This window comes from Myxococcus sp. RHSTA-1-4, from assembly GCF_020037125.1.
Classification (GTDB): Bacteria; Myxococcota; Myxococcia; order Myxococcales; family Myxococcaceae; genus Myxococcus.
Genome location: NZ_JAIQDG010000011.1, coordinates 223,618 through 241,606 on the forward strand (window position 1 = coordinate 223,618; position 17,989 = coordinate 241,606).

Annotated in this window: 18 protein-coding genes; 13 read left to right on the forward strand and 5 right to left on the reverse strand. The window is 71.2% G+C overall.

From position 1 onward, the window contains the following. The first annotated feature begins 91 nt into the window (after positions 1–91). The 10 genes from K8638_RS17620 to purB all read left to right on the forward strand — a co-directional run bounded on the left by K8638_RS17620 (position 92) and on the right by purB (position 11,692). Positions 92–715 (forward strand): DUF503 domain-containing protein, encoded by a 624-nt coding sequence (locus K8638_RS17620; RefSeq protein WP_223755686.1) that lies wholly within the window; start codon positions 92–94, stop codon positions 713–715. Further along, positions 712–1,071: a 30S ribosome-binding factor RbfA gene (gene rbfA, locus K8638_RS17625; protein WP_223755687.1), complete on the forward strand. Its 360-nt coding sequence runs from the start codon at positions 712–714 to the stop codon at positions 1,069–1,071. The genes K8638_RS17620 and rbfA overlap by 4 nt, the downstream gene beginning before the upstream one ends. Positions 1,072–1,103: 32 nt before the next feature. Continuing rightward, positions 1,104–1,973, forward strand: coding sequence for a tRNA pseudouridine(55) synthase TruB (truB, locus tag K8638_RS17630; RefSeq protein ID WP_223755688.1), 870 nt, complete (start codon positions 1,104–1,106; stop codon positions 1,971–1,973). Between the two features lie 204 nt (positions 1,974–2,177). After that, positions 2,178–2,450: a 30S ribosomal protein S15 gene (gene rpsO / locus K8638_RS17635; RefSeq protein WP_223755689.1), complete on the forward strand. Its 273-nt coding sequence runs from the start codon at positions 2,178–2,180 to the stop codon at positions 2,448–2,450. A gap of 398 nt (positions 2,451–2,848) precedes the next feature. Continuing rightward, complete coding sequence (gene pnp / locus K8638_RS17640; protein WP_223755690.1) at positions 2,849–5,026, forward strand: polyribonucleotide nucleotidyltransferase; 2,178 nt, start codon at positions 2,849–2,851, stop codon at positions 5,024–5,026. Positions 5,027–5,159: 133 nt separating this feature from the next. Further along, positions 5,160–5,960, forward strand: coding sequence for a hypothetical protein (locus K8638_RS17645; protein ID WP_223755691.1), 801 nt, complete (start codon positions 5,160–5,162; stop codon positions 5,958–5,960). A gap of 15 nt (positions 5,961–5,975) precedes the next feature. Continuing rightward, positions 5,976–6,986, forward strand: coding sequence for a M23 family metallopeptidase (locus K8638_RS17650; RefSeq protein ID WP_223755692.1), 1,011 nt, complete (start codon positions 5,976–5,978; stop codon positions 6,984–6,986). A 59-nt stretch (positions 6,987–7,045) separates the two neighbouring features. Further along, the gene (gene dut, locus K8638_RS17655; protein WP_223755693.1) at positions 7,046–7,501 is read left to right on the forward strand and encodes a dUTP diphosphatase; all 456 of its coding nucleotides are present in this window, start codon (positions 7,046–7,048) and stop codon (positions 7,499–7,501) included. Between the two features lie 107 nt (positions 7,502–7,608). Then, positions 7,609–10,353 (forward strand): bifunctional serine/threonine-protein kinase/formylglycine-generating enzyme family protein, encoded by a 2,745-nt coding sequence (locus K8638_RS17660; RefSeq protein ID WP_223755694.1) that lies wholly within the window; start codon positions 7,609–7,611, stop codon positions 10,351–10,353. 25 nt (positions 10,354–10,378) lie between these two features. Then, positions 10,379–11,692: an adenylosuccinate lyase gene (gene purB / locus K8638_RS17665; RefSeq protein ID WP_223755695.1), complete on the forward strand. Its 1,314-nt coding sequence runs from the start codon at positions 10,379–10,381 to the stop codon at positions 11,690–11,692. A 46-nt stretch (positions 11,693–11,738) separates the two neighbouring features. Here purB and K8638_RS17670 read toward each other — a convergent pair whose 3' ends face one another. Together K8638_RS17670 and K8638_RS17675 are read right to left on the reverse strand one after the other, a co-directional pair. After that, the gene (locus K8638_RS17670; protein WP_223755696.1) at positions 11,739–12,698 is read right to left on the reverse strand and encodes a phosphoribosylaminoimidazolesuccinocarboxamide synthase; all 960 of its coding nucleotides are present in this window, start codon (positions 12,696–12,698) and stop codon (positions 11,739–11,741) included. A 73-nt stretch (positions 12,699–12,771) separates the two neighbouring features. Next, positions 12,772–13,362 (reverse strand): hypothetical protein, encoded by a 591-nt coding sequence (locus K8638_RS17675; RefSeq protein ID WP_223755697.1) that lies wholly within the window; start codon positions 13,360–13,362, stop codon positions 12,772–12,774. 53 nt (positions 13,363–13,415) lie between these two features. Between K8638_RS17675 and K8638_RS17680 the strand changes: the two genes are divergently transcribed. Further along, positions 13,416–14,156, forward strand: a complete 741-nt coding sequence (locus tag K8638_RS17680; RefSeq protein ID WP_223755698.1) for an RNA methyltransferase — start codon at positions 13,416–13,418, stop codon at positions 14,154–14,156. A 39-nt stretch (positions 14,157–14,195) separates the two neighbouring features. Here K8638_RS17680 and K8638_RS17685 read toward each other — a convergent pair whose 3' ends face one another. From K8638_RS17685 to K8638_RS17695, 3 genes are all read right to left on the reverse strand, one after another. Further along, a complete protein-coding gene (locus K8638_RS17685) occupies positions 14,196–14,462 on the reverse strand; it encodes a vegetative protein (protein ID WP_223755699.1) in 267 nt (88 codons plus the stop codon). Positions 14,463–14,613: 151 nt separating this feature from the next. Next, complete coding sequence (locus tag K8638_RS17690) at positions 14,614–15,867, reverse strand: S1C family serine protease (protein WP_223755700.1); 1,254 nt, start codon at positions 15,865–15,867, stop codon at positions 14,614–14,616. Between the two features lie 80 nt (positions 15,868–15,947). Next, complete coding sequence (locus tag K8638_RS17695; RefSeq protein ID WP_223755701.1) at positions 15,948–16,229, reverse strand: hypothetical protein; 282 nt, start codon at positions 16,227–16,229, stop codon at positions 15,948–15,950. Between the two features lie 102 nt (positions 16,230–16,331). Between K8638_RS17695 and K8638_RS17700 the strand changes: the two genes are divergently transcribed. Both K8638_RS17700 and K8638_RS17705 read left to right on the forward strand, forming a co-directional pair. Continuing rightward, positions 16,332–17,408, forward strand: coding sequence for a CFI-box-CTERM domain-containing protein (locus K8638_RS17700; RefSeq protein ID WP_370644016.1), 1,077 nt, complete (start codon positions 16,332–16,334; stop codon positions 17,406–17,408). A gap of 50 nt (positions 17,409–17,458) precedes the next feature. Next, positions 17,459–17,983 (forward strand): TlpA disulfide reductase family protein, encoded by a 525-nt coding sequence (locus K8638_RS17705; protein WP_223755725.1) that lies wholly within the window; start codon positions 17,459–17,461, stop codon positions 17,981–17,983. The last annotated feature ends 6 nt before the right edge of the window (positions 17,984–17,989 follow it).

A 17,989-nucleotide genomic window follows, 5' to 3' on the forward strand; every position in this document is an offset into this window, starting at 1 on the left:
CTGACCCCCTGGGAAGACCCCATCTTCCCAGGGTGCTGATGCCCCGGTGGCCGCTTCGTCATGCGCGGCCGCCGGTGGCCGGGGGACTTCTATGTTTGTTGGTGTCGCACGCCTGACCCTCCAGATTCCGGACAGCGGCTCGCTCAAGTCCAAGCGACAGGTGCTCCGCCGGGTGACGGACCGGGTAAAGGCACGGTTCAACGTGGCCGTGGCCGAGGTCGATGACCAGGATCTCTGGCAGAAGGCCGCGCTCGCCCTGGCCGTGGTGGGGAATGACCGCCGCCATGTGGACGAGCAATTGGAGAAGATCATCCACTACGTGGAGGAGATGTACGTCGCCCCGCTGATGGCGAGGGAGACGGAGATTTTCGGCTTCGGCGACCAGCTCTTCGCGAGCGGCGGGACGACGCGCTCGCCCGGCCAGGCCCGGCCTCCGGTGGAGGACGAGGCCGGCGGCGAGGACTCGGAGGAGGTATCCCCCGAGGACGCCGCGGCGCAGTCCGAGGCCGCCATTGCCCGCTTCCTGCGTGGCGAGCGCGCCTCGCTGGCGGAGGCGGAGGGGCTGGGCGACTGGGAGCGCCGGCACGAGGGTGACAACGACGGTGGCCCCGGTATGGGCCGCCCGTCTCCGTCGGGCGGTGGACGGATGACGCTGGACGAGGCGCGGGCCCGGGCCCGCTCCCTGCGCAACCCGCGAGACTGGGAGAAGAAATGACGACGCATTCCCGACCGGAGCGTGTGGGGCAGGAAATCCAGGCGGCCATTGGCGACCTGCTCGCCCGGGGCATGCTGAGGGACCCGCGCATCGGCTACATCACCATCACCGGCGTGAAGGTCTCCCCCGACCTGCGCGTGGCGCGTGTCTTCTACTCGATGATTGGCGGCGAGCAGGAGCGCGCGGAGACGCAGAAGGGGCTGGACGCCGCCAAGGGCTTCGTGCGCCGCGAGGTGACGTCCGCCGTCAACCTGCGCGTGTCGCCGGAGATCTTCTTCACCTTCGACGAGTCCGTGGGTGAGGGCGACAAGATTGACCGTCTGCTGCGCGAGGTCCGGAGCAAGGAAGGCTGGTAGTTCCTTCCCCGGGCCCACAATATTGGCGTGACATGGACGGCGTCCTGGTCATCGACAAGCCTGGCGGCCCCACGTCTTTTGACGTGGTGCGACAGGTGCGTTCGCTGCTGAAGCTGAAGAAGGTGGGCCACACGGGGACGCTGGACCCGATGGCCACCGGTGTGCTGCCGCTCTGCCTGGGTGAGGCCACCAAGGTGGCGGGCTTCATCACCGAGGGCGACAAGGCCTACGACGCCACGGTGCGGCTGGGCTCGGAGACGGACACCCAGGACGCGCAGGGGCAGGTGACGGCGAGCGCGCCGGTGCCGCCGCTGACGCCGGCCCTGCTGGAGTCCGCGCTGGCGCGCTTCCGGGGCACGTACGAGCAGGTGCCGCCCATGTACTCGGCGGTGAAGGTGGCGGGGAAGCGGCTTTACGAGCTGGCCCGCGCCGGCGAGGAGGTGGAGCGGGCCGCCCGCCAGGTCACCGTCTACGAGCTGGTGCTGCGCGACTACTCCGCGGAGCGGCTGCAGCTCTCCGTGCGCTGCTCCAAGGGTTTCTTCGTCCGGACGCTCGCCCATGAGCTCGGCCGGGCGCTGGGCTGCGGCGCGCACCTGGAGGCGCTGCGCCGGACGCAGAGCGGCCCCTTCTCGCTGGCCCAGGCGCTGCCGCTGGCGGACGTGCCGGCCCTGGTGAAGGAGGGCGTGCTGGCGTCCCGGCTGGTGTCCATGACCGACGCGCTGGCGGAACTGCCCGCGGTGCGGGTGGGCGCGGCGGAGGCGCAGCGTGTCTCGCACGGCGTGCCGGTGGAGGTGCCCGCCGGGCGGCCCGGCCGGGTGCGGGTGATGGGCCCCGACGGAGCACTGCTGGCGGTGGCCGAGGTGGTCGGCGGCCGGCTCCGCTACCTCCGGGTGCTCGTCTAGCGGGACTATTCACCCCTCCCGGGTTGTAAGTCTTCGCACTGTCTCGCGCCGCGGGCGCCTGGCAGGCAGGCGTCGAAGGTTGACCCTGCGGGGGGCGAAGCTTATAAGCGCCCCGCTCGTTAGAAGGACGAGACCCGGTCTGTACCCCTCCGCGGACCGCGGCTCGAAGCAGTCCTCCACCGGAGTGGGCGAAGGAAGAGGCACATGTCGGCATTGCATCAGGAGCGCAAGTCGGAGCTGGTCAGCAAGTTCCGCACGCACGAGACGGACACGGGTTCTCCCGAGGTGCAGGTGGCGCTGCTGTCCGAGCGCATCAACATGCTCACCGAGCACTTCAAGACCCACAAGAAGGACCACCACTCCCGGCGCGGTCTGCTGAAGCTGGTCGGTCAGCGTCGCCGCCTGCTGGACTACCTCAAGTCCAAGGACGTGACCCGGTACAAGAAGCTCATCGAGGGTCTCGGCATCCGCAAGTAGTCAGCTGAGCAGCACCCGGGGCGCTGGTGGCAACCAGCGCCCCGCGCGTTTACGACGTATGCGGTAGGCAGCACGTTGTTGGTAGTGAAGCAGCAGAAGCGCGGTGGGTGGAGGCGGGCAAGGGAGTGGTGCCGTCGGAGGTTTTGGTTTCCGTTCGGACCGGCTGACCTCGGAGTCGAAGTCAGCCGGTGCGATCAGGGATCAAAAGTTCCGAGACATCCCTCCGGCGCTCCGCAAGCGCCCTCCGCAGTACAGGCCGGCGGTTGCCTGACCTGAGCCTGTCCAAGGCCCTGGCGACCGCTCAACACACCCCGAGGGCCCTCCCGGGGTGCCGGGTCCTTTTGCGGGCCGGGTGCGCGCGGTGGGGTCCTCGCCCAGCAGGACACAGAGGCAAGGACATGCTGAAGAAGAGCGTCAAGATTGGTGGGAGCGAGCTGAGCATCGAGGTGGGCCGTCTGGCCAAGCAGGCCGACGGCGCCGTGGTGGTGCGCTACGGCGACACCATGCTGCTCGTCACCGCGGTGAGCGCGCGTGAGAAGAAGGACGTGGACTTCCTCCCGCTCACGGTGGAGTACCAGGAGAAGCTGTACTCGGCGGGCCGCATCCCCGGCAGCTACTTCAAGCGCGAGGGCCGGCTGACGGAGAAGGAGACGCTCGCCAGCCGCCTGGTGGACCGCTCCTGCCGCCCCCTGTTCCCGGACGGCTACGCGTACGAGACGCAGGTCATCTCCAGCGTCATCTCCGCGGACCCGGAGAACGAGGGTGACATCCACGGCATCACCGGCGCCTCCGCGGCGCTGTGGGTGTCGGACATCCCGTTCAACGGCCCCATCGCCGGCATCCGCGTGGGCCGCGTCAACGGCGAGCTGGTGGCCAACCCCACCGCGAAGCAGCGTGAGCAGAGCGACCTGGACCTGGTGATGGCGGTCAGCCGTGACGCCATCGTCATGGTCGAAGGCGGCGCGGAGGAGGTCTCCGAGGTGGACATGGTGGCCGCGCTCGAGTTCGGCCGCAAGTCGGCCCAGCCCGCGCTGGACATCCAGGACGAGCTGCGGCGCGAGCTGAACAAGCAGGTGCGCGCCTACGACAAGGCACCGTCGGTGGACGAGGGCCTGCGCGCCAAGGTGCGCGAGCTGGCCATGGACGCCATCAAGGCGGGCTACGGCATCAAGGAGAAGGGTGCCCGCTACGAGGCGCTCTCCAAGGCGAAGAAGGACGCGCTCGCGAAGCTCAAGGAGCAGCTCGGCGAGGGCTACACGCCGCTGGTGGAGAAGCACGCCAAGTCGGTGGTGGAGGACTTGAAGTACGAGCACATGCGCGAGATGACGGTCAACGGCGGCCGCATCGGCGGGCGGCCCCACGACGTGGTGCGCCCGATTACGTGCGAGGTCGGCGTCCTGCCGCGCACGCACGGAAGCGCGGTCTTCACCCGCGGCGAGACGCAGGCGCTGGTCGTGGCCACGCTGGGCACCAGCGAGGACGAGCAGCGGCTGGAGATGCTGAGCGGCATGGCCTTCAAGCGCTTCATGCTGCACTACAACTTCCCGCCCTTCAGCGTGAATGAGACGAAGCCGCTGCGCGGCCCGGGCCGGCGTGAAATCGGCCACGGCGCGCTGGCGGAGCGGGCGCTGCGCAACATGGTGCCCAAGAGCGAGTCCTTCCCGTACACGGTGCGCGTGGTCTCGGACATCCTGGAGTCCAACGGCTCCTCGTCCATGGCCTCCGTCTGCGGCGGCACCCTGGCGCTGATGGACGCGGGCGTGCCCATCAAGGACCCGGTGGCCGGCATCGCCATGGGCCTGGTGAAGGAGGGCGACAAGGTCGCCATCCTCTCGGACATCCTCGGTGACGAGGACCACCTGGGCGACATGGACTTCAAGGTGTGCGGCACCTCGAAGGGCATCACCTCCATCCAGATGGACATCAAGATCACCGGCCTCACCACGGAGATCATGAGCCGCGCGCTGGAGCAGGCGCGTCAGGGCCGCATCCACATCCTGGGCGAGATGCTCAAGACGCTGGCCGCTCCCCGCAAGGAGATCAGCCAGTACGCGCCGCGCATCACCACCATCCAGATTCGTCCCGAGTTCATCAAGAACGTCATCGGGCCGGGCGGCAAGGTCATCAAGGACATCATCGCCCGCACCGGCGCCGCGATTAACATCGAGGACTCCGGCCGCGTGGACATCGCCAGCGCCAACGCGGACGCGGTGAAGGCCGCCATCGCGATGATTCAGGCGCTCACGCGCGAGGCGGAAATCGGGAAGATCTACACGGGCACGGTGCGGAAGATCGCCGAGTTCGGCGCCTTCGTGGAGCTGTTCCCGGGCACCGACGGCCTCATCCACATCTCCGAGCTGTCCGACAAGCGCGTCAAGAGCGTGTCCGACGTCCTGAACGAGGGCGACGAGGTGCTGGTGAAGGTGGTCAGCATCGACAAGACGGGCAAGATCCGCCTCTCCCGCAAGGAGGCGATGGCGGAGCGCGCGGCGGCGCAGCAGGGCGCGGCCGGCGGCGACGGCCTGCCCGCGGCGCAGGCCACCCCGGCGGCCTCGCAGCCGGACGCCAAGGCCTGAGCCTCTGACGGCTGAGTCACGAACGCCCCCTTCCGCCACCGAGCGGGAGGGGGTGTTTTCATTTCCGGCGCGGATGACTTAGACCGGGAGGTGGGGGCCGTGCGTTGCAGGGGAGCCCCGTCCCGGAGGCTCCGTGCCGCCCCGACCGCCGCCTGTCACCTCGCCACCGTCCTCGAGCTTCGTCGCCGACGTGTCCCGCTTCCTCGGCGGCTTCCGGTGGGCCTTCATGCCGCTGGGGCTGTTGGCGCTGGTGGCGGTGGGGGTGCACTCGGCGGCGGACACGCTGGATGACCGGCTGGTGGCGCTGGTGGACCGCGTGGACGCGTCCTTCGATGGGCTGGTGGGGCGCTACGACGTCACCGCGCCCATGGTGGAATGGGTATCGCTGGAGCTGCGCACCCGGATTGCCCGCGGGCTGGCGCTGGCATGGGAGCTGGCGGCGGACCTGGTGCTGGCGCTGCCCGCGCTGGGCTACCGGGAGACGCGGGCGCCCGCGCCGGCGGAGGCGTGGCGCATGGCGATGGGCAACGCGCCGGCGCGGCCTTCGTGGCGGGCGCTGTGGGCGCGGTGCGTGCGGCGGCCCACGCCCATGCGGTGGCTGCGGCCGCTGGCCACGGCGGCGGTCGCGCTGGCCGGCGCGTGCGCGGTGGCGCGGCTCATCCAGGGCACGGTGTACCTGTCCTGGCGCGAGCTGATGGGGGACGGCGCGGCGGACGTGCTGGCGCGGGGACTGGCGGTGGGCGCGCTGGTGGGCGTGCTGGTGACGCTGGGCTGGCGCGTGGTGCTGCGCAACCTCCAGCACGCGGACGCGGCCTGCGAGGTGGAGGGAGGGAAGGGGGCCTTCCGGCGCGGGCTGCTGGGGTGCGCGGTGGTGGTGCCGCTGGCGGTGGCCGCCGTGGTGGATGCGTCTCCGGTGCTGTCCTTCCTGCGCTGAAGAGGGCCCGCCGCCATGTTCCCGAGCCGCGCGAAGGGGTTGCTGGACTTCTGCATGGCCGCCCTGTGCCTGTGGGCGGCGTACCACCACACGCCCGCGGGCGCGCTGGTGCGCAAAGGCGTGGCGTGGGCCTCGGGGACGCGGAGCACCGCGCGCCCGCTGCTGGCGTACTACGACGGGGTGAGCGGCACGTCCGTGTCCGAGCCCCTCGTCGCGCCCCTGCTGCCGCTGGCCCGCCCGCTCACGGACGCGGAGGCCTTGGCCTGGGGCACGCACCTGGCGCTCAAGGGGCTGGAGCCCCGCGCCCGGCAGCCGGCGCTGGCGCTGGCCACGGAGCTGGGCGTGTCCTCGACGGCGCTGCTGGACGTGGAGGCGGGGCCCGCCGCGGCGAGGAAGCTGCACGAGGCGCTGGTGACGGACTTCCCCGGGGAGGAGGCGCGGCTGGCGGCGCTGTTCGCCGGGCGGGTGCCCGCGCGCTACGCGCTGGAGCGGGTACGGGCGGAAGGGGAGGCGCCCACGCTGGAACGGCTGGCGCGGCAGCTCCCCCCGGGGTTCGAGGGTGCGTCCGTGGGCGCGGCGCAGGCGCTGGCACTGGCCACGGCGTTCGGTCTGGCGTGGCCCGTCCACGAGGCCGCACGGGTGACGAGCCCCTTCGGTGAGCGCATCCACCCGGTGCTGGGCACCCGGAAGCTGCACACGGGCGTGGACCTGGGCGTACCCATCGGCACGGAGGTGGTGGCGGTGGCGGAGGGCGTGGTGCGGCGCGCGAGCGAGGACGCCGTGAATGGCCGCGTCCTGGTGCTGGACCATGGCCGGGGCGTGACGACGGCGTACTGCCACAACTCGGAGCTGGTGGTGGCGGTGGGGCAGCGCGTGGAGCGTGGACAGCTCGTCGCGCGCTCGGGCAACACGGGCCGCTCCACCGGGCCCCACCTGCACTACCAGCTCGAGCTGGCCGCGCGGCCCATGGACCCGCTGAAGTTCCGCACCGCCATCCGGACCGCGGCGAGGGACGCGACGCACTGAGTGGGCCGCGTCCCGGCTGGAAACTGGCTTCAGTGGGGCGGTGTGGCATGAAGGTCCACATGGCCTCTCCGCTGATTGTGAAGGTGCGTCGCGTGCGCGCGCACCCGGACCCGCTGCCCCTGCCCCGGTACGAGACGGAGCTCGCCGCCGGGCTGGACCTGCGCGCGGACATCGACGGGGAGCGCGTGCTCCGGCCGATGGAGCGGATGGCGGTGCCCACGGGCCTCGCGCTCACCCTGCCGCCGGGCTACGAGGGGCAGGTCCGGCCCCGCTCGGGGCTCGCGCTCCGGCATGGCGTCACCCTGCTCAACGCACCGGGGACGGTGGACGCGGACTACCGGGGGGAGGTGCAGGTCATCCTGGTGAATCTCTCCGGCGAGCCCTTTACCCTGCGTCGTGGGGACCGCGTGGCGCAGTTGGTCGTGGCCCCCGTCACCTCCGTGGAGCTGCGCGAGGTGGAGGTGCTGGACGAGACGGCGCGGGGCGCGAACGGCTTCGGTTCCACCGGCCGGTAGGGGAGACGTCGCTCGTCGTTCCTTGCTGTCAGGGGAGCGGTCAGAATATGAGGTCGGGCCGCCCCCCGTGGTGGCCACCCCCGACTGGCCCCTGGAGTCCGACTGCTTTGCTCTGCTACCGCTGCGGCAGCCACGTCCCAACCACGACCGACACCTGTCCCACCTGCGGGCTGAAGTTCGACGCGGCGTCGCGCCAGGCGGCCGGCGCCGCCCGCAGAAGGGGACTGGAGGGCGCCCCCTTCAAGCCGGGGGACGTCGTCGCTGGCCGCTACGCCATCCAGGAGGTGGTGGGCGCCGGGCCCATGGGCTTCGTCTTCCGGGCCCAGGACCAGGAGATTGACGTCGAGCTGGCCCTCAAGGTCGTGCACCCGCGCCTCGTGCAGCAGCCCGAGGAGCGCACCCAGTTCTCGCTGTCCCTCCGGGTGGGGAAGAAGCTCAACCACCCCAACCTGCTGCGCGTGTACGAGGAGGGCCTGGACGGGGACCGGCCCTTCTTCACCATGCAGCTCCTGGAGGGGATGACGCTGCGGCGGATGCTGGAGCAGCGCGTCGCTCGTGGGCAGCTCTTCTCGCTGAAGGACGTGGAGCCGCTGCTCGCGCAGATGGCCGCCGCGCTGGACGCCGCGCACCGCTTCGGTCCGCACTCGGACCTGAAGCCGGAGAACGTCATCGTCCTGCCGGACCTGCTGAAGGTGACGGACTACGGGCTGGGGCTGGCCGTGCCGCACCTGCCCTTCGCCCAGGCCCAGAAGGGCCACCGCGCGGACGTCTACATCGCGCCGGAGTACGTGAGCGGTGGCGAGCTGGACACGCGCATGGACGTGTACTCGCTCGGCGTCATCATGGGCGAGCTGGTCACCGGACTCCTGCCGGAGGAGGGCGTCATTCCCGGGTTGACGATGCACCACCCGGACCTGCCGATGTCCTTCGAGGCGCTCTACCGGCGCGCGCTCAACCCCAACCCGCTGGCACGGCCGAAGACGGCGGGGGAGCTGCACGCGGAGTTCGCCAACATCCTCTCGCGCCAGCCGGCCGCCGTCGTGACGCGCCAGCGCGCGCCGTTGCCCGCGCCGGGCTCGCCGCAGGCCGGTGGCGCGAAGGCACCTCCCAGGCCGCCCCCGCCTCCGCCCGTGCCCACCGGCATGCTCCCGATTCCCGAGGGGCTGGCGTCGCCTGGAGTCGCCTCGCCCGGTGTCGCCTCGCCGGGAGTGGCCGCACCGAGGGTGCCCGTGCCCGTGGAGGAGGAGGAACCGCCCCCGCCCGACGCCACGCAGCCGCTCGACGCGGCGACGCTGGCCGCCATCATGGGGAGCAAGCTTCCTCCACCGCCGGCCAGCAGCGGAAACGCCTCGCAGCGGCTGACGGAGCAGGCCCTGCCGTTCATCGCACCGCCTCCGCCCAAGGCGCCTCCCGCCGCGCCGGAGCCGCCTCCCGCGCCTCGTGCCTCCGGGCCCGCGCCCCGGCCCTCGGGTGCGGTGCCCGCGCATGTCCGCGCCGCCCCGCGTGGAGAGGACCGGAACGGCGCGCCCACGGGGGACGCGTCCCCGGCTGTCTCTCGAGACCGGAACGGCGCACCGGCGCTGGAGCCCTCACCGGCCGCTTCGCGAGACCGGAACGGCGCACCGGCGCTGGAGCCCTCACCGGCCGCTTCGCGAGACCGTCACGCCGCGCCGACGCTGGACTCGGCACCAGCGGTCTCCGGTGCCCGCTCCGCCGCGCCCACGTTGGAGTCTTCGCCCGCCGTCTCCGGTGCCCGCTCCGGCCCTCGCACCCTGGAGTCTTCGCCCGCCGTCTCCGGTGCCCGCTCCGGCCCTCGCACCCTGGAGTCCGCGCCCGCCGTCTCCGGTGCGCGTACAGGCCCCCGCTCGCTGGACGCGTCGCCCACCATGTCGGGGGCGCGCTCGGGGGCTCGCAGGCTGGACTCGCCCACGATGTCCGGTGCGCGCTCGGGCGTCCGCGGCCTGGATTCCCCCACGATGTCCGGTGCGCGCTCGGGCGTCCGGGCGGCGCTGCCCACCCAACCGGTGATGCGGGCCTCGAAGTCGAAGACCCGCTCCGTGCTGGGCCTGGTGCTCCTCACCGTGGGCGGCCTGATTCTGGGGGGGGGAGGTGGCTACCTGGTGCTGCGGTTCGTGGTCCCGATGTTGAAGCCGGCACCGGTGCCCCCTGGAGCGCCAGTCACGGTGCCGCAGGCGCCGGCCGGGCAGGGCGGCGTCGAGGGGACCACCTCCGCACCGGCAGGGGGGGCATCCGCGGTGGCCGCGCCCGTGGGAGGCTGCCCCGCGGGCATGCGGCTGGTGAGCGGTGGTGCGTTCAAGATGGGGACGGCACCGGACGACTCCATGAGCTTCCTGGACGAGCGTCCGCTCACGAGCGTCCAGGTCCCCTCCTTCTGCGTGGATGAGTACGAGTACCCCAACCAGGCCGGGGCCCGGCCGAAGGTGGGCGTGACGTGGGAGGAGGCCCAATCGCTGTGCGAGCAGGCCGGGAAGCGGCTCTGCACCGAGGAGGAGTGGGAGAAGGCATGCAAGGGTCCGGGCAACGCGCGGTTCCCGTACGGCAACACGTACGACGCCGACGCCTGCAACACCGAGACGTCCCAGGGCATGGACCGGACGCTGGCGGCGTCCGGGAGCTTCGCACGCTGCCGCTCCGCTTATGGCGTGGTGGACATGTCCGGCAACGTGGCGGAGTGGACGTCCACGCGCTTCGACGCGGCGGACTTCACGCACAAGGGCGGCGCGTTCGACCGGCAGGACTACACGTCGCGCTGCTCGGCCCGGAAGAACGCGGCACCCACGGACCACTCGGACTCGGTGGGCTTCCGCTGCTGCGCGGGCGTGCGGCCATGAACCAGAAGTTCGAAAGGGTCTACAAGTGATTCCGCGATACAGCCGACAGGAGATGTCGTCCCTCTGGTCCGACGAGGCCCGCTACCGCCGCTGGCGCGACGTGGAGCTGGCCGCGCTGGAGGGCATGGTGGAGGCGGGGCTCGCCCCTCGCGAGGCGCTGGAGGATTGCCGTCAGCGCGCCGGGGACTTCACGCCCGAGGACTCCGCGAAGATTGAAGAAATCGAGCGGACCACCAAGCACGACGTCATCGCCTTCCTCACCTTCATGGAGCAGCGGGTGGGGCCCAGCGCGCGCTGGCTGCACCTGGGCATGACGTCCTCGGACGTGCTCGACACGTCCCTGGGCCTCACGCTCCGCGACGCGCTCGACCTCATCCTGAAGGACCTGGACCGCGTCATGGCGGCGGTGGAGAAGCGCGCCTTCGAGCACAAGCACACGCTCCAGATGGGCCGCAGCCACGGCATCCACGCCGAGCCCATCACCTTCGGTCACAAGCTGGCCATCTGGTACGACGAGCTGCGCCGCGGCCGCACGCGCCTTCTGGCCGCGCGGGACACCATCGCCGTGGGCAAGATTTCCGGCGCGGTGGGCACCTTCGCGCACCTGCCTCCGGCGGTGGAGGAGCACGTCTGCCGCAAGCTGGGGCTGAAGCCCGCGCCGGCCTCCAGCCAGGTGGTGCAGCGTGACAGGCACGCGGAGTTCTTCACCGCGCTGGCGCTGCTGGGCTCGAGCATCGAGAAGTTCGCGGTGGAGATTCGCCACCTGCAGCGCACGGAGGTGCGCGAGGCGGAGGAGCCCTTCACCGCGGGGCAGAAGGGCTCCAGCGCGATGCCGCACAAGCGCAACCCGATTCTCTCGGAGAACCTCACGGGCCTGGCGCGCCTGCTGCGCGGCTACGCGGTGAGCGCCATGGAGGACGTGGCGCTGTGGCACGAGCGGGACATCTCCCACTCCTCCGTGGAGCGCGTCATCGGCCCGGACGCCACCATCCTGGCGGACTTCATGCTCATCCGCTTCGCTCGGCTGATGGAGGACCTGCGCGTCTACCCGGAGCAGATGAAGAAGAACCTGGACCTGCTCGGCGGCGTGGTGAACTCGCAGCGGCTCCTGCTGGAGCTGGCGCGCAAGGGCATGGACCGGCAGGCCGCGTACGTCATCGTCCAGCGCAACGCGATGAAGCTGTACGAGGAGGGCGTGGACTTCAAGAAGGCCCTGCTCGCCGACGCGGACCTCTTGAAGATGATGACGCCCGAGGAGATTTCCGACTGCTTCTCCCCGGGCTACCACACGCGGCACATGGACGACGTGTTCCGCCGCGTCTTCGGCCGGAGCGAGTAGACGCTCCGGACCGGGGCTCCATGGCCCCGGTCTCCACCGGAGAGGGCTACTTCAGGTAGCCCTTCTCACGCAGGTTGCGCTCGATGCGCGCGTGCACGTCACCCGGCACCAGCGCCAGCGGCGTGCCGGTAATCCGCTCGTAGGCGGCGAGGTACTTGGTCGCCAGGTCCTCGCGCACGCTGTCCGGGATGACGGGCGGCGTGCCCTGGCCGGAGAAGTTCCGCTCGCGGATGAGCCACTGGCGGATGTTCTCCTTGTCCAGCATGCGCTGGTCCTCGCCCCTGGCGAAGCGGGCCTCGTACTCGTCCGCCACCCAGTAGCGGCTGGAGTCCGGGGTGTGCATCTCGTCGATGACGTAGAGCGTGTCGCCCACCTTTCCGAACTCGTACTTGGTGTCCACGAGGATGAGGCCGCGCGTCCGCGCCCACTTCTGGCCCTCCAGGAAGAGCCCCTTGGCGGCCTCGGTGATGCGGGCCCAGTCACGCGCGCTGGCCAGCCCGCGCGCGAGGAGCTCCTTCTCGGAGATGGGCTCGTCGTGCTGCCCGTACTCGGCCTTGGTGGACGGGGTGATGATGGGCTCGGGGAAGGCCGCGTCCTTGCGCATTCCCTCCGGGAAGGGCAGGCCGTAGGCCGTGTGCGCGCCCTTCTGGTAGTCGCGCCACAGGCTGCCGGTGAGGTAGCCGCGGACCACCACCTCGATGGTGAAGGGCTGGCAGGCGCGGGCCACGGTGACGTTCGGGTCCGGCACGTCCAGCACGTGGTTGGGGCAGATGTGCTTCGTGCGCTCGAACCAGAAGGCGGACAGCCGGTTGAGCACCTCGCCCTTGAAGGGGATGGTGGTGAGGATGTGGTCGAACGCGGACAGCCGGTCCGTCGTCACCAGGATGAGCCTGTCACCCTGCCGGTACGTCTCGCGGACCTTGCCGCGATAGTGCTGGCCGAGCGACGGCAGGTCCGTCTGCTTGAGCGTCAGGGAAAGCTGAGCGTGAAGTGCGGAGGTATCCACGAGCGCCTCGCGACCCACCCCCTCGCTGGGAGTGGCGAGAGAAAGGTGGGCCTTCCGGAAGAGGCGCGCGACTCTACTGGAGGCTGGCCGGCATGGAAGCGGGACCGTAGGCCGCCGCCAGGTACAGGAAAGCCGGATTGATGCGGAGGATTCCGTCCACGTAGGCCACCGCGTACGGCGCGCCCGAGGCCCGGTCCACCTGCACCGTGCCCTCCGGGTGGATTCCCCAGTGGGCCAGCAGCGTGCGGGCCACCAGCTCCGCCGCCTCGCGCTCGGACAGCCCTTGCAGGCCCTCCCGGCGGTCCTCCGGCCAGCGCTCGCCGTAGCGCGCGTCGAACACGAGCTGGAGGCCGCCGCCCGCGTCCGGAGACTGGAAGAGGTCCATCTTCGCGTCGAAGCCCGGCGCCGCCAGCAGCTCGCCCTGCCGGGTGATGGGGAACAGCACCAGCGCCTGCGCGGCCTGGCCGGCCTCCACCACGGACTGGCGCGCCACCTCGCGGTACAGCTCCAGCCGCGTCGCCGGGGGCTCGAACTCCAGGAACTCCGGCGGATTGGTGAGGGCCTGACGGGCGCTCATGGTCGCGAGCACGGGCTTGCCGGCCTCGCCGCAAGCGGTGAGGACCGTCAACACAGAGAGGAGCAGCCCAGGGAGCCAGCGACGCATGACCCGGGGAATATACCGATCTCCTCCCGGATCAACCAGCTAAACTCGGAGGCATGCGTCCAGGGGAGTATCTCACGGTTGTCCTGCATCAAACTCGCTCTCCGGACAACCTGGGGGCGGTGGCGCGGGTGATGGCCAACTTCGGGTTTTCACGGCTGATTCTGTCGGACCCGGCCACCTATTCCTTCCGGGGGGCCGAGCGCCTCGCCGTGAAGGGTGACGCCGTGCTGGAGCGCATGGCCGTGGCGCGCGATCTGCCGGAGGCGCTCACCGACTGCGTGTACGCCGTTGGCACCACGTCTCGCACCCAGCTCAAGGGCCGGACGGCGCTGACGCCGGAGGAGGCGGCGCGGCGGCTGGCGGAGGAGAGCACGCGGGGACGGGTGGCGCTCGTCTTCGGCGGCGAGCAGCGGGGAATGTCCGACGAGGAACTGGCGCGCTGCACGGACGTGCTCGTCATCCCCACGTCGGACGTGCAGCCGTCCATGAACCTGGCACAGTCCGCGGCGGTGCTGCTCTATCTCTGCCACCGGCAGGGGATGGAGCCGGCCCAGTCGCCTGGGGAAGCCGCCGCCGAGCCCGGAGCGCGCCTGGGCACGCTCAACGCGCTGGCGGCGCGGATGCGCGAGGTGTTGCTCTCCGCGGAGTTCCTCAACCCGCAGGCGCCGCAGCACGTGCTGCACGAGCTGGAGTTGACGTTGATGCGAGCGCGGCTCACCCAGCGCGAGGCGGAACTCTGGCTCACCGCCTTCAAGCACCTGGGCCGCGCGGTGGCTCGGGGCGCCTCCACCTGAGAGGAGGGGCGCCCCGTCGCCGCGGGGACAGCGACGGCTCTAGGCCGCCGCCTCCTTCTTGTACGTCTCGCCGTAGTGCTTCTCGCACAGGCCGGCCTTGAAGGTCTTCACGCGGCACTCGGCCTTGGAGCAGGTGCGGTAGCGGGTGTGGGGCAGCTCACCCTGCCGCCACTTCTTGAAGTGGAAGAAGCAGTAGCTCTTGGCGCGGTAGGGGCGCTTGCAGCCCTCCACCGTGCACGCCTTCTTGCCATTGCCCTTGGCGGTACGCGGCCAATGGGTGAGCTTCGTCGTCTGGGCCTCGGCCATCTGGAACTCTCCTGCGAAACGATGCGGAACCGCGGCGCCACACCGAGGTGGACCCGCCGCCGGGTACGGAAAAAGGCGCACTGTCTAGCGCCCATGCAACCCGAACGCAAGGAGGCCGGAGAAGGCCGGGAGCCGGCAGGCCCTTCCTCCCTCAGGGCACGGGTGCACTGTCCTCGGAACCCGGGGCGCCGGGCGCGGCTTCCTGCTTGCCGGGGGCCGCCGGGCCGGCCTTCGGGCGGGGGACCGGTGAGAGCAGGTCCTCCAGCACGGACTGGGCGCGGGTGGGACGGCGCCCCTGGGAGCTGGCGGCCAGGGCGGGGGCGGGCGCTTCCTCGGCCGGCATCTCCTCCAGCTTCACCTTCACCCGCATCGGGCGGCCCAGCCGGTGGATCTGGAGCTTCACGTCGCGGCCCACGCCGCGAGCGGCCACCTGCCAGCGCAGGGTGTGGGCCCGGTGCACGCGCCGGGCATCCAGGCCGACGATGACGTCGCCGGGCTGCAGGCCCGCCCGCTCGCCCGGCCCGCCCTCGGCCACGTCCGTCACCACCACGCCCCGGCCGCGCGGCAGGTTGAAGGCGTCCGCCACCTCGGGCGAGAAGTCCTGCACGCTGATGCCCATCCACCCCCGGCGCACGCGGCCGTGGGCCTTGAGGTGCGGAATCACCGTCTTGGCGATGTCGATGGGGATGGCGAAGCCGATGCCCTGGCCCGCCACGTTGACGGCGTTGGCCACGGCCACCACGTCACCGTGCAAATCCAGCACGGGGCCACCCGAGTTGCCCGGGTTGATGGACGCGTCCATCTGGATGTAGTCGAAGTCGCCGTCGCGCCCGTTGGGCGTCACGTCCGTGCGGCCCATGTAGCTCACCACGCCCACCGTCACCGAGTGGGCCAGGCCGAACGGATTGCCGATGACGACAATCCAGTCCGCCGAGCGCACGTGCGACGCGGAGGCCAGCTTCAGCACCGGCAGCCGGCGCGGGGCGTCGATTTTCAGCAGGGCGCAGTCGGTGCGCACGTCCTCGCCCACCACGCGCGCGACGTACTCCTCCACGCCGCCGCGCGGGTGCAGCACGGAGATGAGCACCTCCGACGCGCCCTCCACCACGTGCGCGCTGGTGAGGATGTAGCCGTCCGGGTGGATGATGAAGCCGGAGCCGATGCCCTTCTGCGGCTCCTCGCCGGAGACCGCCGTCTCCGCGGTGCCCTGCTTCGTGGTGATGGACACCACGGCCGGCATCGCCCGCCGGGCCACCTCGCTCAGCGTGGCGCGCTGCTGGTTGAGCGCGCGGTTCTTCGACTCCAGCCACAGCCGCTCACGCCCGCTCCCGGCGGCCCGCGCTGGCAGCACCAGCGCGCACGCCAGTGCGAAGAATACGACGCTCCTGAGTTGCGCCCTGCCCATGGCCCCGCCTCCACCCCGACCACCTGCTGCGGCAAGCTAGGGAGTGGGGATTTTCAGCGGAAGCGGGCCTGGCGTACGGGCTACTTCTTTTGAGCGATGATGCGGTTCACCGCCGCACGGTCCTCGGCGCTGATGCGCTCGCGCGGGGGCGCATCCGTCGGGCGGGAGACAGCGTCCTTCGCGTCCTCGTACGCGTCCTCCAGCCCGTCCTTCATCCGGTCCATGGCGGACGGATTCACGCTGCGCTTCCAGGCCCGCTCCATGTGGTCCAGCGGCGTCCGCCCGTCCACCTTCGCCGTGGCCAGGAAGATGCCGAGTCCCACCGCGCAGGCCGTCCAGATGATGAATTTCAGTGCACCCATTCTTCACAGCCTCCTACCTGTTCGTACATCGGGCGGGGGCGGCTGGCCAGTTTCCGACCGCGGGTGTGTGCAAGGCGCTGACAGGGCGGGGTGGGGCCTTTAATGTCCGCGGGCTTGCAACCCGAAGAGCTCTTTCAGGCCGCCCGTGAGCGGGCGGCGACGCTGGATGTGGGACGTGGGGACGCGGCGGTGGAGCGTGTGCGCGCGGCGGCCTCCGCGCTGTTCGCCCGCATCCCCGAGCCACCGGTGTACCGCCGCGCGGAGGACCCCTCGCGCAAGGCGGCGCAGGCGCTGCTGCCGGAGGTGGAGCGGGTGCTGGCGGAGGCCCTGGCGGCGGGGAGGGAGCCCGCGGCGCTGCCGGCGCTGGACAAGCTGGTGAAGGCGCTGCTGGCCCACGGCGAGGCGCTGTGCCACACGGCGGACGGCCGGCTGGAGGCCGCCGAGACGGCGTGGCGCCGCGCGCAGGAACTGGAGCGGGCGGCGCACCCCACGCGGCACCTGGTGACGGCGCCGCCGCGCCCTCCGCCGGTGTTCGACAAGGCGTCCGGCAGCTCGCGGTACGACCCGCGCCCCGCGCCCCATGCGACGGTGAAGCTGGTGTGCCCCAACACCGGCTGCAAGCGGGTGAACGACTTCTCCTTCCACACGAGCCACCCCTACAACCGCTTCGTCTGCCCGGCGTGCAAGACGCCCTTCCTGGCGTACTTCGGCGAGCTGCGCGGGCTGGAGGTGGAGGTCCGCCGCAGCTCCAAGCGCTACTTCTTCACGGTGGACGAGGTGGGCCCCGCGGGCACCACGCGCATCGAGTTCGAGGAGGCCAGCGGCCAGGACTTCCCCGCGGCGCGGAGGGACTTGCTGGCCTTCCTCTACACGGAGGCGCGCGAGCTGAAGGTGGTGGTGAACCTCACCAACCAGCGGCTCATGTGGGTGAGCCCGGCGTCCTCGTGCTTCGTGGCGACGGCGGCCTTTGGCGAGGGCGCGCCGGAGCTGGTCGCCTTCCGTGCGTACCGGGACGAGGTGCTGCGCAAGAGCGTGCTCGGCCGGGCCTTCATCCGGGGCTACTATCGCTTCGGCCCCGATGTGGCGGCCTGGGTGTCACACCGCCCGGCGGCCCGGAGCGGAGTGCGCTGGGTGTTGCGGCGGGTGCACGGCCGCCTGACGAGGAGTGGATTCGAGTGAATCAGGAAGGCATTGGGGCTCCACCGCCGCCCCCGAAGACGGCCCGCGGGATGAAGGTGGTGCTGGGGCTCGTGGCGGGGCTGGGGCTGGCGGGCGTGGTGTACCTCGGAGTGATGGAGGCCCAGCGCGCGAAGCTGGTGCCGGACGGCACGTCGGCGCCGGAGCTGGAGCTGGCGCGCCATGACGGCGGCACGCTGAAGCTGTCGGAGCTCCGGGGCCAGGTGGTGATGCTGGACTTCTGGGCGACGTGGTGCCCGCCCTGTCGCGAGGAGATGCCGGCACTGGTGAAGCTGGCGAAGGAGTACGAGCCCCAGGGGCTGGTGTTCGTGGCCGCCAGCCGTGATGACGGACCGAAGGCGGACCGGCTGGTGGAGTCCTTCCTCAAGCGCACCCTGCCGGACCTGCGGCCCTACGTGGTGTACGCGAACGACGACGTGGCGCGGACCTTCCAGGTGACGGCCCTGCCCACGCTCTACTTCCTGGACCGCGAGGGCAAGGTGATGGACGCGCAGCGGGGCGCCCTGTCCGAGGACGCCCTGCGCCGCCGCATCGAGCGCGCGCTGAAGCAGCAGTGAGCCGCG